The organism is Photorhabdus caribbeanensis (assembly GCF_018448885.1).
Taxonomy (GTDB): domain Bacteria; phylum Pseudomonadota; class Gammaproteobacteria; order Enterobacterales; family Enterobacteriaceae; genus Photorhabdus; species Photorhabdus caribbeanensis.
Genome location: NZ_RCWB01000024.1, coordinates 66,182 through 81,376, shown reverse-complemented (window position 1 = coordinate 81,376; position 15,195 = coordinate 66,182). Strand labels below are relative to the sequence as shown.

The window sequence follows — 15,195 nt, the reverse complement described above, 5'->3', positions numbered from 1 at the left end:
CATCGAAACGATTAATGGGCAATTAAAGACCATTTCTCAAATTGAGCACTCGCGCCACCGAAGTATAAAAGGCTTTCTGTTGTGTGTTTTAGGTGGATTGATTGCTTACAGCCTTAAATTGAAAAAGCCATCACTGAAAATTTTCTACTCAGAGAAAGATATTTCAATGATGGCTTAAGCAGAATTCGGGTTCACATAATCATTTTTCGATTCATTTCACAGAAATAAGTCTCTATAATACGGCACAATTTATAGTTGAATGGTTTCAGCTCCTTGATTTGCCGAACACTGAAAAGTTACAGATTGATCGTATGTATAAACTCGCATAATTACATGTGCCTAACCTCACACGAAAAGCACTGCATGTCTTCCTCGCCACCTGCTCCTTAATGATGTTGCGCAACGTTCAACACCATATGGTATCTGCGCAAACCATAAAGTTGGCGGTTTCACTATTTTATCCAATTAAAACCTGTAGATAGATTGTCATGAAAAAAACCAAAATTGTTTGTACTATCGGGCCAAAAACAGAATCCGAAGAAAAACTGACCGAACTGTTGAATGCTGGCATGAATGTTATGCGCCTTAACTTTTCACATGGAGACTATGAAGAGCACGGTCAGCGTATTCAAAATATCCGTTCAGTTATGGCTAAGACAGGTAAACAAGCCGCTATTTTACTGGATACTAAAGGCCCTGAAATCCGGACTATGAAGCTGGAAGGCGGTCATGATGTCTCTCTAACCGCAGGTCAGACCTTCACTTTTACCACTGACACATCGGTTATCGGTAATAAAGATCGTGTAGCTGTCACTTACAGTGGTTTCCCTGCGGATTTGACTCCCGGTAATACCGTGCTAGTTGATGACGGTTTGATCGGCATGACAGTCAAAGAAGTCACTCAGTCAGAGGTCATTTGCCAGGTTTTGAATAACGGTGATCTTGGTGAAAATAAAGGTGTTAACCTGCCGGGTATATCTATCAGTCTGCCAGCTCTGGCTGAAAAAGATAAACAAGATTTGATCTTTGGTTGCCAACAAGGTGTTGATTTCGTCGCCGCTTCTTTTATCCGCAAACGTTCAGATGTTCTGGAAATCCGTGAACATCTGAAAGCGCACGGCGGTGAAAATATTCAAATCATCTCTAAAATTGAAAATCAGGAAGGTCTGAACAATTTTGATGAGATTCTGGAAGTTTCTGACGGGATCATGGTTGCCCGTGGTGATTTAGGCGTCGAAATCCCGGTAGAAGAAGTGATCTTCGCCCAGAAGATGATGATTCAAAAATGTAACATCGCTCGCAAAGTTGTTATCACTGCAACTCAAATGCTCGACTCCATGATTAAAAACCCGCGCCCTACCCGTGCGGAAGCCGGTGATGTCGCTAACGCTATTTTAGATGGCACTGATGCGGTTATGCTTTCCGGCGAAAGTGCAAAAGGCAAATATCCAATAGAAGCGGTGACTATTATGGCAACGATTTGTGAACGTACAGACCGCGTAATGCCAAGTCGTATCGAAGCCGTCAATTGCCGTAACTTGCGCGTAACCGAAGCGGTGTGTCGTGGCGCCGTTGAAACAGCAGAAAAACTGGAAGCCCCTTTGATTGTGGTCGCAACCTATGGCGGTAAGTCTGCCAAATCCATTCGTAAGTACTTCCCTGGCGCCCCTATTTTGGCATTAACCACTAATGAAGTGACTGCCCGTCAATTATTGCTTGTTAAGGGCGTTTCTACCCAAATTGTTAAAGAAATCGCCTCTACCGACGATTTCTACCGCATTGGTAAAGAAGCAGCACTAGCAAGCGGCCTGGCGGAGAAAGGTGAAATCGTGGTTATGGTTTCTGGCGCTTTGGTTCCAAGCGGTACAACCAACACCTCGTCTGTTCACGTACTTTAATTTAATAAGTTATTTTATTTCTGAAACATCGCAAATATGGCGATGTTTCAGAACATTAAATATCTGATTTTCTCCATCAACTGATGTAATACCAAATTATTTTCCCAATAATTACATTCACTGATTTATTTCGATCTTATCTATTACAATGAATGAAAAAACAATTTTATTTACCATTAACCACAAATTTAAAATCACCACTTTTAATTCTGATTTTTTAAACTTCCCATTTTAAATTGGACAGATTAAACAATCAGCCAAAATATATATACCCTATGAATTTCAAGATGGATCGCGACGGCAAGAGAGCGAATCCCCGGGAGCATAGCAAACTATGTGATCGAAGTGAATGAGTGCAGCCAACAAAGAAGCAACTTGAAAGATAACGGGTATAAATATATTTCGAGAATAACGAGTACTATTGGCTTAAATGGAATAATAAGGCTCTCTATTTTTTTCTTCTTTCGATATTTTCTCTATCATTGGCATTACCTCTACCCTACATCACTACCCATACAACTAATGGCAAATACAGATTATCACTCAGTTCTATTGGTATTCATATTTAAGTAATAACATGCGAGAAGCTCAGTTGATGGAAATGAAAAATAAATTAATTCACGCCTAAAAAATATATCTTTTAATATTGTGCTCTCTGATACAGAGTTATTAGCAAGTTTATCATTAACTACTATTTTTATAATCAAGTCATTAAGCACGAGCGTTAAATTAAACGGAACAAAGATAATCTTTTATCAACGCTTTAAATATTGTTAATAACAAATCACCATAGAAATACTTAATCAGCATTACAGAAAACAGGAATATTATTAACATATATTATTTTTGATTTTTCGTAAAAATCTATAACCCTACAAAAAGTCATAATAATTACCATTCTCTGTTTTCTCGTAGTCATAAAATAGCTTAACCCTCAACAATGGTAACATTTTCCAGCACTACATGATTTACGAAGACTCCATTTTGTATATCATCAATACCTCTGCCTCAGTCAATCACGGCTCATCGAAAGCTTTACCGACTTCACTTAAGTTTTGGAACTCACTTTTTGTTCCAGTCGCTTTCGCTTGAACCGAGCACAGAATATCTTGACGACTAAAAATCGAAGCTTGCAAAAGTGCTATTTGTTGCAATGATTCGTAGACACCATGATCACGGCTGTAAATCATAGCTCGTTTAATCCCATTAATGGCAACAGGAGGCCGATCAGCAATACGTCGGGCAGTCTCAAGAGCGCCTTCGATTAATGTCTCTGTAGAAGGAAACACCTTTACCACCAGCCCCAAATCATGAGCCTGAGCCGCACTCAGCGTATCTCCAGTAAGGGCAAGATAGCGAGCCATTCCCCCTGGGATCAAATGTTGCAAACGTTGCAGAATACCTAAGTCAGCCATCATGCCGATATTGGTTTCTTCTATACGAAACTTCGCATTTTCAGTAGCAAAACAAAAATCGCATGTAGCAATTAAGTCAAAACCTGCGCCAAGACAGGCGCCTTGCACTGCGGCAATAACAGGGAATCGTGCACGCTCCAATACGTTTATCGCCTCCTGCATTTGCAATAAGCTGAACTGCATCGATTCCCGCTCATTAGGATTAGCCGTATTAGCCTCTTTACTAGAAGCAAAAATTTGCAGATCAAGCCCACCACAAAATGTGTTTCCTTGTGCTGAGATCACCATTGCCCGAACTTCACCTGAACGACTCAGTTGCTCTATTGCCTCAGGAAACCGTTTCCAGAACCCAAGCGTCAAACGATTTGCCTTTTCGGGACAACTGAGTTGTAAATGAGCAACTCCGTTGTCAATAATGTTGATGTTAAAATATTCGTTAGATTGATTAGTTAACATAACAAATTCCTCTTACCAGTTTGCATTTGAGCCTAGGATTCAACCTGAACATTGTCAAGTTGTTCATCTACAATAAGATTCAGTTAACAAATTTGTTTTAAGAGAACCCCTAAATTTATGTATAAAAAATGGCTTCCTTAAAGAGATGTCCCGATGGTTCAATAGATGCAAGATGACCTGGATGTTGTATTTTTTATTTATAAGAATTTTTAACTAAAATTATTTCGAAGAATATCATTCCCTCATGGAATAGGCTTTTTTTGATTAAAATGTTACTCAATGGTTTTGTTTTTTTACATTTAGATGAAAATTATCCACTCGTTAAAGAGAAAAATTGAAATAATTGGTTTTCATGATAAAAATTTATTCTCTTTCTAAAAAACTTTGTGTAATACTTACATGGCTACTTGGAGATTAACTTAAATCTAGAGGGTATTATAATGAATCGTACTAAAATTGTACTGGGTGCAGTAGTTCTGGCTTCTACTCTGTTGGCTGGTTGTTCAAGCACTGCTAAGGTTGACCAATTGACTTCTGACATTCAGACTCTGAATGCAAAAGTTGATCAACTGAGCAATGACGTGAACGCAGTACGTACTGACATTCAAGCCGCTAAAGACGATGCAGCTCGTGCGAATCAGCGTCTGGATAATCAAGTTCGTTCCTACAAAAAATAATTTTTTGTAATTATGTACAAAAACGGCGCACAGTCTATCTGTGCGCCGTTTTTTACCATCGGATTCTGTTAGATAAATATTTGCCGACTTCCTTGTCGCAATAAAATATTAATTTTCCCGATAGATTGGCCCTGGTTGATATAACGGTGGTAATTTAAACGGTTCAGATACATCTTTATTCACCGCTTGTTCTACACCTTTAACATCATCATCTTCCACCTGTACGATATTCTCTTCTCGCAACTCCTGCTGTGTTTCAGACCCGATGCCTTCACTTACCAGCACCGGCATACCAGAACGGCGTACTATCGCTTGTTCAACAATATTTTTATCCGTTTTGCTATTATCAATAAACTTGTTTAAATCCGCTGATCGGACAATAGGTAATGTCTGTGGATCATCATTCTCTTTCCTAGACAACGGCTGGTGCACTTCAATATAACGCTTGCCATTTGGTTCTACAGAATACTTAACTGCTTCATTGATGATCTGTACTCGCGTTCCGCGGGGCACTGTGTTGAATAACGTTTCAATATCATCAGGACGTAAACGGATACAACCGGAACTCACCCGCATGCCGATACCAAAATCAGCATTCGTACCGTGGATTAAGTATTCTCCGCGCCCGGCGGCTAAGCGCAACGCAAATAAGCCCATTGGGTTTTCAGGACCGGCAGGAACAACCGCAGGTAAGGTAATCCCCTGTTCAGCATAATGCTTACGGATATTCTTAGTCGGTGTCCAAGTTGGATCTTTAATTAACTGGCTGACAGAGGTTGTCATTACAGGCGTATTGCGACCAAGTTGCCCAATACCAATCGGATAAACGATGACTTTATTTTTCCCTTTAGGGAAGTAGTAAAGTCTAAGTTCTGCAAGGTTAATCACAATCCCCTGCCTCGGTGTATCAGGCAACAACATTTGTGACGGAATAATCAGTTCAGAACCTGGAGTAGGCAAATAAGGGTCAGTACCTGGGTTAGCTTCCAGCATTGCCAGTAAACCAATTTCATATTCGGCAGCAATGGCTTCCAAGGAACGCCCATCATCGGGTACAACAAATGTAGTATTTTCGCCAATTAAACGGCTATTGGCTGCTGGCAAAGTATATTCTGTGGCGCTAACGGTGTTAGCTAGTCCACTTAACAATAACACGCCAATAAACGTTAAAACTCGTTTCATGCTTGCTTCCTGGAATGGCTGCTGAATGTTATCGAATAAATTTATACCCGTCATCTTTCAAGTTGCCTCTTTGTTGGCTGCACTCGCTCACCCCGGTCACATAGTTATCTATGCTCCCGGGGATTCGCTCCCTTGCCGTCGCGATGCATCTTGAAATCCATAGGGTATAAGTGTTAAAAGGTTGAAGCCTTATCAGCCGTATATGTTATCAGTAAAATGCGCAAGACTGGTATTTAAACCATTTTACTTGCCCTATTTCGGATGGCGCATATCATCGCATGCAGCCCCTGCGTGCGTGAGGGTGTCAGATGTTGCTCCAAAGACAATTTTCCAAAATATTCAGTCACATCCAAATCCAGAATCTCCTGGGGCGTTTTATCCTGAAACAGGATAAAGACAATCGCAACCAATCCTTTAACAATAGCGGCATCACTGTCACCAATAAATTCCACTTTGTTTTGGTGATTCGTTCTCAACAGTATCCACACCTGACTCTGGCAACCTGCAATTAAATTCTCAGGTTCGCGTTGTTCATCAGTAAGAGGAGGCAACCTCGCCCCCAGTTCAATCATATAGAGGTATCTTTCTTCCCAGTTCTGACAACGGGAAAAATTACGTAATAACTTGCTTATGTCGGGCAAACTTGCCATGACGTTTTCCTTATCACTCTTTTGATCTACAACCAGCTCAACCCAGTAACTGCTCTATCCGCTGCAATGCAACAACAAGCGCATCAATATCTTCTTGCGTAGTATAAATCGCCAATGATGCCCTACACATACTGGAAACGTGATAATGTTCCATCAAAGGAAGGGCGCAATGATGTCCGGTACGGATCGCTATTCCATATTGATCCAGGAAACTTCCCACATCATAAGCATGGTGCTGACCAAGGTTGAAAGCAATAACTCCCTGACGTTGCTCAGGACCATACAATTTCAGGGTTCTGACCTCTTTCAGCCGTGCCATTGCATAATCCATCAGTGCCTGTTCATGTTGCTGAATTTCATCCATCCCAAGTGAAGAGACATAATCGACAGCAGCGCCAAGCCCAATAATTCCCGTTATATTTGGGGTTCCCGCTTCAAATCGCCACGGTGGTTCCGCATAGGTTATCCCCTTTTGCAGACTAACCTGTTTTATCATCGCGCCACCCCCTTCCCAAGGAGGCATAGCATCCAGCAGGGATTTACGCCCATAAAGCACACCAATGCCTGTCGGACCATATAATTTATGGCTGGAAAAAACATAGAAGTCGCAATCCAGATCCTGCACATCAACTTTCTTATGCATAATGGCCTGAGCGCCATCGACCAGAATATGTAACTGACTCCCCTGCTCATCAGCCAGTTTTCTTGCCTGTTTTATGATTTGACGTACAGGATTTACGGTGCCAAGCACATTAGAAAGGTGAGTAAAAGAGAGTAATTTAGTACGTGAATCAATCAAAGAGGTTAAAATTGCTTGATCCAATTCGCCATTCTCATTCAACGGCCATATTCTGATTTCAAACCCAATCTGTTCTGCCAGCATATACCACGGAACGATATTGGCGTGATGTTCCATTTCAGTAATAACAATATTATCGCCGCTATTGATAAATTTGCGGCCATAACTGTTGGCAATCAGGTTAATCCCTTCCGTCGTACCTTTGACAAATACAATCTCTTCATCACTTCGAGCATGAATAAATTGCGCCATCTGGTGACGCACATTTTCAACCATCCGAGTAGCCGCAGAGCTCAGGATATGAATTCCCCGGTGAACTGCCGCATATTGGTGCAAACAAAATTCACTTTCTCGTTCAATAACCGAAACCGGCTTCTGAGCACTGGCTGCACTATCAAGATAAACCAATGGATGACCATTAACCTGTTGAGCTAACACCGGAAAATCTTGCCGCACCTTTTTTACAGAAAAAGTCATTTTTCCACTCTCGCTAAACGGCGCTTAATATGTTTCATAACAACGGCTTTCAGGGATTCATCTGCAATAGATTCAGTTAGCTCAGCAGCAAAAGCCAGTACCATCATATGCTCTGCATCACGTCGTTCGATACCGCGTGATTGCAGATAAAACAGTTGTTCTTCATCTATCCGGCCAACGGTCGCACCATGACTGCATTTAACATCATCAGCGTAAATTTCCAGTTGAGGTTTGGTATCTACTTCTGCCTGTTTACCTAACAACAAATTGTTATTAGTCATTTGTCCATCAGTTTTCAATGCATGAGGCGCCACTTTAATCATGCCGTTAAATACCGCTTTGCTCTGATCCATCACAATGGTTTTATGCAACTGACGGCTTTCACAATGCCCTTTATTATGTTCCAAATAAGTACGAGTATCAGCGACCTCTTTTCCTTGTGGCAACAGCAAGCTGTTCAACGACAGATTAGCCCCTTCGCCATTCAATTTAACACTGGTATTGTGTCGGCCAAGCCCAGAACCTAATAAAAAGCTGGTGCTTTTTACTTGAGCATCACGACCAATCACAATATCGTTATGTGCAAAGTGATAACTTGCACTGTTCTCAACCCCCAGTTTTATATGGGTAAAATGGGCATTATCTCCCACTTCCACAGTTAATCGGCTTCCTGTCATATGAGGTTGCTGTTCATTAATACTGACGAAGTGTTCAATCACGCTGGCACTCGCATTCGTGCCTACGGCAATGTGGTAGCGGTAATGACTGCTATTCAATGCTTCACTACAATGACCACTGGTTATATTCAGCAGGTACAGCGGCTTTTCAGCCACTTGCCCAGCCTTTAACGTAATAACCAAAGGTTGTTGAGCCAAACTCTCTGTCAGATGCAGAAAAATCTCACCCTGTATCGGCGCCGGAAGCCCACTTTTGTTGTCCAGTAAATTTAGTTGATAGGGCCCAAAATCGTAGGAACTCAGTAAAGGTGAAAAACAACCATCCACCATCACGACACGCCAACAATCCATTGGAATCGCCAGTTGTTCGCATTGGGTTACTGTCAATTCCCAAGTTTTGCTGCTGTATTGCTGATTTAACAATTTATCCAGCGGAGTATAACGCCAATCTTCATGCCTGAATTGGGGAAAGCCGGTTTGAGTGACTCGTTGCCAATGCAAACTGGCATGAGATGAATCCTCACCATGACGGCAACGATATAAATTTGCAAAACGTGCTAATGCTTGCTGGTTACGTTCTGCAACCTGCCGCACCTTTTCAGCTTTTTCACTGTTGGTCAATAAGCCAGCCATAACCTTGCTCCTCCAACTTTTTCGCCAAACTGAAATCACCGGATTTAATAATTCGTCCCTGATAAAGTACATGCACAAAATCAGGTTTCACATAATCCAAAATACGTTGGTAATGGGTAACAATAATGAACGAGCGGTTTGGAGCACGTAACGAGTTCATGCCATTAGCCACAATTTTCAATGCATCAATATCCAACCCTGAATCTGTCTCATCCAGAATACAAAGTGTCGGCTCCAGCGCGGCCATTTGCAGAATATCATTACGTTTTTTCTCACCACCGGAAAAGCCGACATTGACTGAACGTGTCAATAAATCCGGCGGCATATCCAGCAATTCAATTTTTTCTTCGATAAAATCGGCAAAATCAAAGCGATCCAGCGGCTCCTGATGGCGATATTGGCGAACAGCGTTCACTGCGGTTTGCAGGAAAAACTGATTACTGACGCCCGGAATTTCCACCGGATATTGAAAAGCCAGGAAAATCCCCTCCCCGGCTCGCTCTTCTGGCTCAAATCCAAGTAAGTTTTTGCCTTTAAAGGTGATTTCACCATCATCAATTTCATACTCTTCACGGCCAGCTAGCGTTGCTGATAATGTACTTTTACCGGAACCATTTGGCCCCATGATGGCATGTATTTCACCCGGTTTAACTTCAAGGTTTAATCCTTTTAAGATCTCATTACCTTCAACACTGACTCGTAAATTTTTAATACTTAACATATTACATGCCTTCGAACGACTTAACGTTCTGTCATAAAAAAGGGAAACAGGGAAAACTCATCCGACGCTGTGTTCAAGGCTGATCGCCAGCAATTTTTGTGCTTCAACGGCAAATTCAAGGGGAAGTTCAGAGAACACATCCTTACAGAATCCATTAACAATCATGGAAATCGCATCATCTTCACTGATGCCACGTTGCAAACAATAGAACAATTGATCTTCACCAATGCGGGAGGTTGTCGCTTCATGCTCCAGTTGCGCCGTATTGTTCTGTACTTCTACATAAGGGAATGTATGTGCGCCACATTCAGTACCAATCAACATGGAGTCACATTGGGTATAATTACGAGCGTTTTCCGCTCCCGGTAATATTTTGACCAGCCCACGATAACTGTTCTGACTACGGCCGGCAGAAATGCCCTTTGAAATAATGGTCGATTTAGTGTTACGGCCAATGTGGATCATCTTAGTGCCGGTATCTGCCTGTTGAGTGCCGTTAGTCAGAGCAACGGAAAAAAATTCGCCAATCGAGTTATCCCCTTTCAGGATCACACTGGGATATTTCCAGGTAATTGCAGAACCTGTTTCCGATTGAGTCCAAGACATTTTGGCATTTTCGCCTTCACATAACGCTCTTTTAGTGACGAAGTTGAGAATCCCCCCGGTACTATCACCCCCTGAGAACCAATTTTGTACCGTGGAATATTTCACTTCGGCATCTTTATGGATAATCACTTCGACAACAGCGGCATGAAGTTGATAACTATCACGCACCGGTGCGGAACATCCTTCTATATAGCTGACATAACTGCCTTCATCAGCGATCAGGATAGTGCGCTCAAATTGTCCCGTTTTCGCAGCGTTAATACGGAAATAGGTGGACAGTTCCATTGGACATCGAACCCCTTTTGGCACATAAACAAAAGTACCATCAGAAGCCACGGCGGCATTCAACGCGGCAAAAAAGTTATCGTGGCTTGCGACTACACTGCCGAGATATTTACGGACTAATCTGGGATATTCCTGTATTGCTTCACTAAATGAGCAGAAAATAATCCCTTCTTTCGCTAACTTATCCCGATAGGTCGTTGAAACAGAAACGGAGTCAAAAATAGCATCTACCGCAACAGCTTCACCTTCCCGTACAGGAACACCCAACTTATCAAATGCTTCTTCAATTTCCGCGGTTAAATAACTATTAGCTTGCTCCGCCCCTGTTCCTTGAACAGCGCCAGATTGTGAATCGCAACTATCACCACAAGCACCGCATGAAGGTGCTGAATAATAACTGTAGTCCTGATAATCAAGATTGGGATAATTGGCTTTCAACCAATGAGGTTCTTCCATTCCTAACCAATGGCGATAAGCCTCCAGCCGAAATTCAAGCATCCATTCAGGCTCATTGCGTTTCGCAGAAATGGCCCGCACAACTTCTTCACTCAAACCCTTAGCCAACTCATCCGTCGCCACCTGAGTGAAGAAGCCTTCTTTATAGCGATGATCGCTGAGCCAAGTCTGCACATCATCACTGATTTCTACATTGCTCTGAGACATATATTGGTACACTTATATACCAAAGCTTTCACCACACCCACAGGCATGTTGTGCTTTTGGATTATTGAATTTAAATATCTGATTTAAACCTTCACGAACGAAATCCACTTCAGTACCATCAATAAATGGCATTGCTTTCAGAGGGACATATAGACACGCGCCTTCATTTTCATACCTCAAATCATCAGGTGCGGGATCATTTACCATCTCAAATACATAGCCAAAGCCGGCACATCCCGATTGCTTAACCCCCAGATATAACCCTTTGCTTTGTGGGTTTTGCTGCATCAGCTTTAAGATCTGCGCTGCGGCTCTCGCGGTAATGGTAATTCCTTGCCATGCGGTTTCATTCAGAGAAAAGGTTTCAACACTGTTTGTCATAGTTGACCTCACATTTGTTCTATAACTATTCTTGCCGCTGTTATCGGAGTGCTCTCCTTCCGTATAATGGTAATGATAACCTTTATCACTTCAACCATTTGTTTTAAGAGGATATACCTTAATAAGGTTAAATTTTATTCGAATACGATAATTTATGTTCATTTCATATGAAGGTATCTCTTTAATTTACTGTTTTATCTATAAATTATTAGTTTGATCAATTGTGCTATCTTTTACTTATTGGCGTAAAACAAAAGCACAAAAAGTTCATCAGAAATACCATTTGATGTGAGTTTTCAGATACGCAGGGGAATGGCTTCATCCCCAGTATGAAAATAGCAGCCAGACAAAATTGACATAGTTAACCGGGGGTACAAAATGGGACTTGCTATTATAATATGTACAAATAGAATTTCTATTTAATTGAGGCAATTAATTAAACTCATTAAGAAATAATTTAATTTATATATTCCATTTTCAACATTCTTTCCTTTTTTTATTAATAGCTTTACCAGCCGCTAATTTAAATTTAAGGTATTACGTGGCCATAATAAATATTTTCAACATCTTGTATCTTATATGAATAAACGTATACCGCCTCCCGGGTGGTTGAAACTTTCTGTCTTGAGCATTATGTTCCAGGCAGGAAAAGAAAAGCCCCATCCGACTATAAATCGAAATGAGGCTACTCCTATGCCTAACAACATAAGGCTAGCCTCTTACCTGACAAAAAGCAAGGAGAGAAGGCTATGAAGCCGCAAAAAATTGCAATATTTAGTTTGAACATTATTTGTGTGACGTTAATCCTGTTCACACGGATATATAAAAATAGAATTTATATTTAATCAATTCAATTAATCAAACGCATTAAGAAACCATTTTATCTATATATTCCATCATCAACATTCCTTCCTTTCTTTATTAATGGCTTTATTAGCTGATTAATTTAATTCGAAGGCATTACGTGACCATAATAAATATTTTCAATATCTTGCATCTTAGATGAATAAACGTATACTGCCTCCGGGTGCTTGAGACTTTCTGTCTTGAGCATTATGTTCCAGGCAGAAAGAGAAAAGCCCCATCCGACTATAAATCGAAATGAGGCTACTCCTATGCATCAACAACATAAGGCTAGCCTCTTACCTGACAAAAAGCAAGGAGAGAAGGCTATGAAGCCGCAAAAAATCGCAATATTGAGTTTGATCATTATTTGTGTGACGTTACTCATATTCACGTGGATAATGATATATACTGGCCTTTACAGATTTGAATAAAAATTTATAATTAGATCTTCCCCTATTCCAATATTAATTATTTTAAGATAATTCACCATTTCTATTCATCGGACATATACAATCAAACAACCCATAATATTATAAAAATATTGATAAGCTTCATAAATATATATACTTCTTAAAGGTTATCACAATTAAATTCAATTACTGTGAAAAATAACTTTTTCACTTAAATAGTAGGTTATTCCACATAATAACCTACTTCTACTTTTTAATATTTTATCTAGACAAACTGATGTGGTTAACCAATAGGAATAGGATATATCTCAATCAGAGTAAATTTCACACAAACACAATAATTTATGTTCATTTCATATGAAGAAATATCTTTAATTTACCATTTTATCTATAAATTATTAGTCTTATCAATTGTGCTATTTTGTACTTATTGACGCATGATAAAAACACAAAAAATTCATAAAGAGTCATGATTCAAGATAGGGTTTAAAATATACCGGAGAATAATTTATCCTCCGGATTAAAATAACAATCAGCCAAATAATAATTAGGAAACTTTGCCGCTTTACAAAAAAGCGGTTCAAAGCTGACAGCTAACACATTCAGAAACTATTTTATCTATATATACAGCCCTTAACTGTCTTTCTTTTTTATTATTAACAGCCTCACTCGCCGCCAATTTATAATCATCAGGAAGATTATCTGAAAAATAATTCAATTTTTCCTTAAGTAAGGATACATTGATAATATTTTTATTTCTAACATTACCTACAATAGACAAGAATAAAGTAAAAAAATTAGCTTTATTCAACCAATAGGATTTACTAGTAAATTTCATTTTTAATATAATAGAAGCTGTTTTTTCAAAATTATCAATAAGATCGTCTTTTTCTTCAAACACATAAGAATAACTATTCAAATAATCATATGTCTTATCATTCCTATTAAAAAATGAATATAAATATGTTGACATAATATTCAATATATGAATTAAATGTACTTTTCTAATCAAATCTCTTGATGTGTAAATACCCTTTTCCAAAATTAATTTTCTAAAATTATTAACTTCCTTAGTTTTTGCCCAAGAGTAAAATTCTACAGGAATATTTGGATCTTCTTTGAACTGAGCTTCTTTGAACTGAGCTTCTTTGAACTGAGCTTCTTTGAACTGAGCTTCTTCATCTTCCATCCAAGATATATCGATTTGATCAGTCAATAATTTCGCAACAAGCATATAATCTGATGTAGAATATTGAGATGCTAACTTTTCTATAGTTGTCAAAGAATTTGATGTTCTATTAATTCTCTGAAATATATCATTAACCTTAGGATCGTCATTTTCAAGATCAAGCTCAATGACTGCTATTTCATACTTTAGAAAATTAGCTTTCTCATCACCATCTAATTCATTAAAGTATTTATTTCTCACAGGAAATTTATCATCAATAAATTCCATTATCGCATTTGTTCTTTGCTGTCCATCAACAATACAAGAAACTGTTATCATTCTATCTACATCAATTTTCCCTTTCGATATAAATATCTGCGGAAAAGGATAACCAGACAATATTGTATCAATAAAATCTACTTTATGTGTTTCTCTCCAGACCAAATTTCTTTGAAAATATGCGTCAGGTATTAATTTTTTACTACGAATATCATTCACTAAATTTAGCAAAGAAACTGAGCGAACTCTATAATCTATCATATTACCCCCTCTCTATATTTTTCAATTATATCAGATTGTTTAATTTCAAAAAAGCATTGTGATTGATATATGCCAGCATTTATAGATTTAAATAAGCATCTATAACTTTGAGACAACTTGTTAAAAAATGAGAACCAATCTTCTTTTTCAGGGCAATACGGCATTAAATCCGGTCTAAATATTCCTTTAGAAATACAATTTTTATATTGTGCAAATTTACTTCTATTACTCTCTCTATCTCGAGGAAAGTCTCTTATATCTTGAAATCCTTTTGTTTTATAAAAAACAATTTCCGAGTACCTAATAAATAATTCATAACTAATAATCGCAATATCTAAATCAGAATTTCCTGGAGAGAATGTAGAAGATTTATATATGCTTTGACCAATTTTTGCAGATCCAACAACATGTATTGACGAAAATGGTATGCAAAATTTAGAGCTAATCTGATTAAATATTTCATATTGTAGCTCTTCATTATTATGAAAAACATGTGTTGGATAGCATAAGTATATTTTTCTCACTATTTCATGATGTGGAATATTATTATCTATACCAACATCAATCCCTCTCATATAATCTGCCATTTCTGTTCCACTTAATATTTAATTTTACAAGATATATGAAAATACAATTTATATAAATAATAATATTATAAAAACATCAATAATATCTATAAAAAATCTATTTCTTGGAGGATTATCACAATTA

General features: G+C 38.8%; 13 protein-coding genes. 3 read left to right on the top strand and 10 right to left on the bottom strand.

Translation table 11 applies throughout. The features are described from left to right. Positions 1 to 178, top strand: a 178-nt coding sequence (locus EAE90_RS15990; RefSeq protein ID WP_281422327.1) for a transposase, incomplete at its 5' end; no start/stop codon positions are given. Positions 179 to 488: 310 nt separating this feature from the next. Beyond that, positions 489 to 1,898 carry a pyruvate kinase PykF gene (gene pykF, locus EAE90_RS15985; RefSeq protein WP_214054298.1) on the top strand — a complete coding sequence of 470 codons (1,410 nt, stop codon included), beginning with the start codon at positions 489 to 491 and terminating at the stop codon, positions 1,896 to 1,898. A 1,016-nt stretch (positions 1,899 to 2,914) separates the two neighbouring features. On the opposite strand, the gene EAE90_RS15980 is transcribed toward pykF, so the two are convergent. Next, positions 2,915 to 3,769 carry an enoyl-CoA hydratase-related protein gene (locus tag EAE90_RS15980; protein WP_214054297.1) on the bottom strand — a complete coding sequence of 285 codons (855 nt, stop codon included), beginning with the start codon at positions 3,767 to 3,769 and terminating at the stop codon, positions 2,915 to 2,917. Positions 3,770 to 4,209: 440 nt separating this feature from the next. Between EAE90_RS15980 and EAE90_RS15975 the strand changes: the two genes are divergently transcribed. Then, positions 4,210 to 4,446: a major outer membrane lipoprotein gene (locus EAE90_RS15975; RefSeq protein WP_036805405.1), complete on the top strand. Its 237-nt coding sequence runs from the start codon at positions 4,210 to 4,212 to the stop codon at positions 4,444 to 4,446. A 108-nt stretch (positions 4,447 to 4,554) separates the two neighbouring features. On the opposite strand, the gene EAE90_RS15970 is transcribed toward EAE90_RS15975, so the two are convergent. The 9 genes from EAE90_RS15970 to EAE90_RS15930 all read right to left on the bottom strand — a co-directional run bounded on the left by EAE90_RS15970 (position 4,555) and on the right by EAE90_RS15930 (position 15,071). Next, positions 4,555 to 5,628: a L,D-transpeptidase family protein gene (locus EAE90_RS15970; protein ID WP_214054296.1), complete on the bottom strand. Its 1,074-nt coding sequence runs from the start codon at positions 5,626 to 5,628 to the stop codon at positions 4,555 to 4,557. Positions 5,629 to 5,861: 233 nt separating this feature from the next. Beyond that, positions 5,862 to 6,278: a cysteine desulfuration protein SufE gene (gene sufE / locus EAE90_RS15965; RefSeq protein WP_214054295.1), complete on the bottom strand. Its 417-nt coding sequence runs from the start codon at positions 6,276 to 6,278 to the stop codon at positions 5,862 to 5,864. A 37-nt stretch (positions 6,279 to 6,315) separates the two neighbouring features. After that, positions 6,316 to 7,554, bottom strand: coding sequence for a cysteine desulfurase SufS (gene sufS, locus EAE90_RS15960; RefSeq protein WP_214054294.1), 1,239 nt, complete (start codon positions 7,552 to 7,554; stop codon positions 6,316 to 6,318). Continuing rightward, positions 7,551 to 8,864, bottom strand: coding sequence for a Fe-S cluster assembly protein SufD (gene sufD / locus EAE90_RS15955; RefSeq protein ID WP_214054293.1), 1,314 nt, complete (start codon positions 8,862 to 8,864; stop codon positions 7,551 to 7,553). Before sufD ends, sufS begins: the two co-directional genes overlap by 4 nt. Further along, positions 8,839 to 9,585 carry a Fe-S cluster assembly ATPase SufC gene (sufC, locus tag EAE90_RS15950; protein WP_214054292.1) on the bottom strand — a complete coding sequence of 249 codons (747 nt, stop codon included), beginning with the start codon at positions 9,583 to 9,585 and terminating at the stop codon, positions 8,839 to 8,841. The genes sufD and sufC overlap by 26 nt, the downstream gene beginning before the upstream one ends. Positions 9,586 to 9,642: 57 nt before the next feature. Beyond that, the gene (gene sufB, locus EAE90_RS15945; protein WP_214054291.1) at positions 9,643 to 11,139 is read right to left on the bottom strand and encodes a Fe-S cluster assembly protein SufB; all 1,497 of its coding nucleotides are present in this window, start codon (positions 11,137 to 11,139) and stop codon (positions 9,643 to 9,645) included. 12 nt (positions 11,140 to 11,151) lie between these two features. After that, positions 11,152 to 11,520: a Fe-S cluster assembly scaffold SufA gene (sufA, locus tag EAE90_RS15940; protein WP_011146844.1), complete on the bottom strand. Its 369-nt coding sequence runs from the start codon at positions 11,518 to 11,520 to the stop codon at positions 11,152 to 11,154. Positions 11,521 to 13,356: 1,836 nt separating this feature from the next. After that, the gene (locus EAE90_RS15935) at positions 13,357 to 14,484 is read right to left on the bottom strand and encodes a DUF262 domain-containing protein (protein WP_214054290.1); all 1,128 of its coding nucleotides are present in this window, start codon (positions 14,482 to 14,484) and stop codon (positions 13,357 to 13,359) included. Continuing rightward, entirely contained in the window at positions 14,481 to 15,071 is a 591-nt protein-coding gene (locus EAE90_RS15930; protein ID WP_051560627.1) for a hypothetical protein, read from the bottom strand. Before EAE90_RS15930 ends, EAE90_RS15935 begins: the two co-directional genes overlap by 4 nt. Between the last annotated feature and the right edge of the window lie 124 nt (positions 15,072 to 15,195).

Bases quoted from the DNA above. Each gene is read 5' to 3' on its own strand.
- sufB (WP_214054291.1), bottom strand. From the start codon at position 11,139: ATGTCTCAGAGCAATGTAGAAATCAGTGATGATGTGCAGACTTGGCTC.
- EAE90_RS15980 (WP_214054297.1), bottom strand. From the start codon at position 3,769: ATGTTAACTAATCAATCTAACGAATATTTTAACATCAACATTATTGAC.
- pykF (WP_214054298.1), top strand. From the start codon at position 489: ATGAAAAAAACCAAAATTGTTTGTACTATCGGGCCAAAAACAGAATCC.
- sufA (WP_011146844.1), bottom strand. From the start codon at position 11,520: ATGACAAACAGTGTTGAAACCTTTTCTCTGAATGAAACCGCATGGCAA.
- EAE90_RS15970 (WP_214054296.1), bottom strand. From the start codon at position 5,628: ATGAAACGAGTTTTAACGTTTATTGGCGTGTTATTGTTAAGTGGACTA.
- EAE90_RS15935 (WP_214054290.1), bottom strand. From the start codon at position 14,484: ATGATAGATTATAGAGTTCGCTCAGTTTCTTTGCTAAATTTAGTGAAT.
- sufD (WP_214054293.1), bottom strand. From the start codon at position 8,864: ATGGCTGGCTTATTGACCAACAGTGAAAAAGCTGAAAAGGTGCGGCAG.
- sufS (WP_214054294.1), bottom strand. From the start codon at position 7,554: ATGACTTTTTCTGTAAAAAAGGTGCGGCAAGATTTTCCGGTGTTAGCT.
- EAE90_RS15975 (WP_036805405.1), top strand. From the start codon at position 4,210: ATGAATCGTACTAAAATTGTACTGGGTGCAGTAGTTCTGGCTTCTACT.
- EAE90_RS15930 (WP_051560627.1), bottom strand. From the start codon at position 15,071: ATGGCAGATTATATGAGAGGGATTGATGTTGGTATAGATAATAATATT.
- sufC (WP_214054292.1), bottom strand. From the start codon at position 9,585: ATGTTAAGTATTAAAAATTTACGAGTCAGTGTTGAAGGTAATGAGATC.
- sufE (WP_214054295.1), bottom strand. From the start codon at position 6,278: ATGGCAAGTTTGCCCGACATAAGCAAGTTATTACGTAATTTTTCCCGT.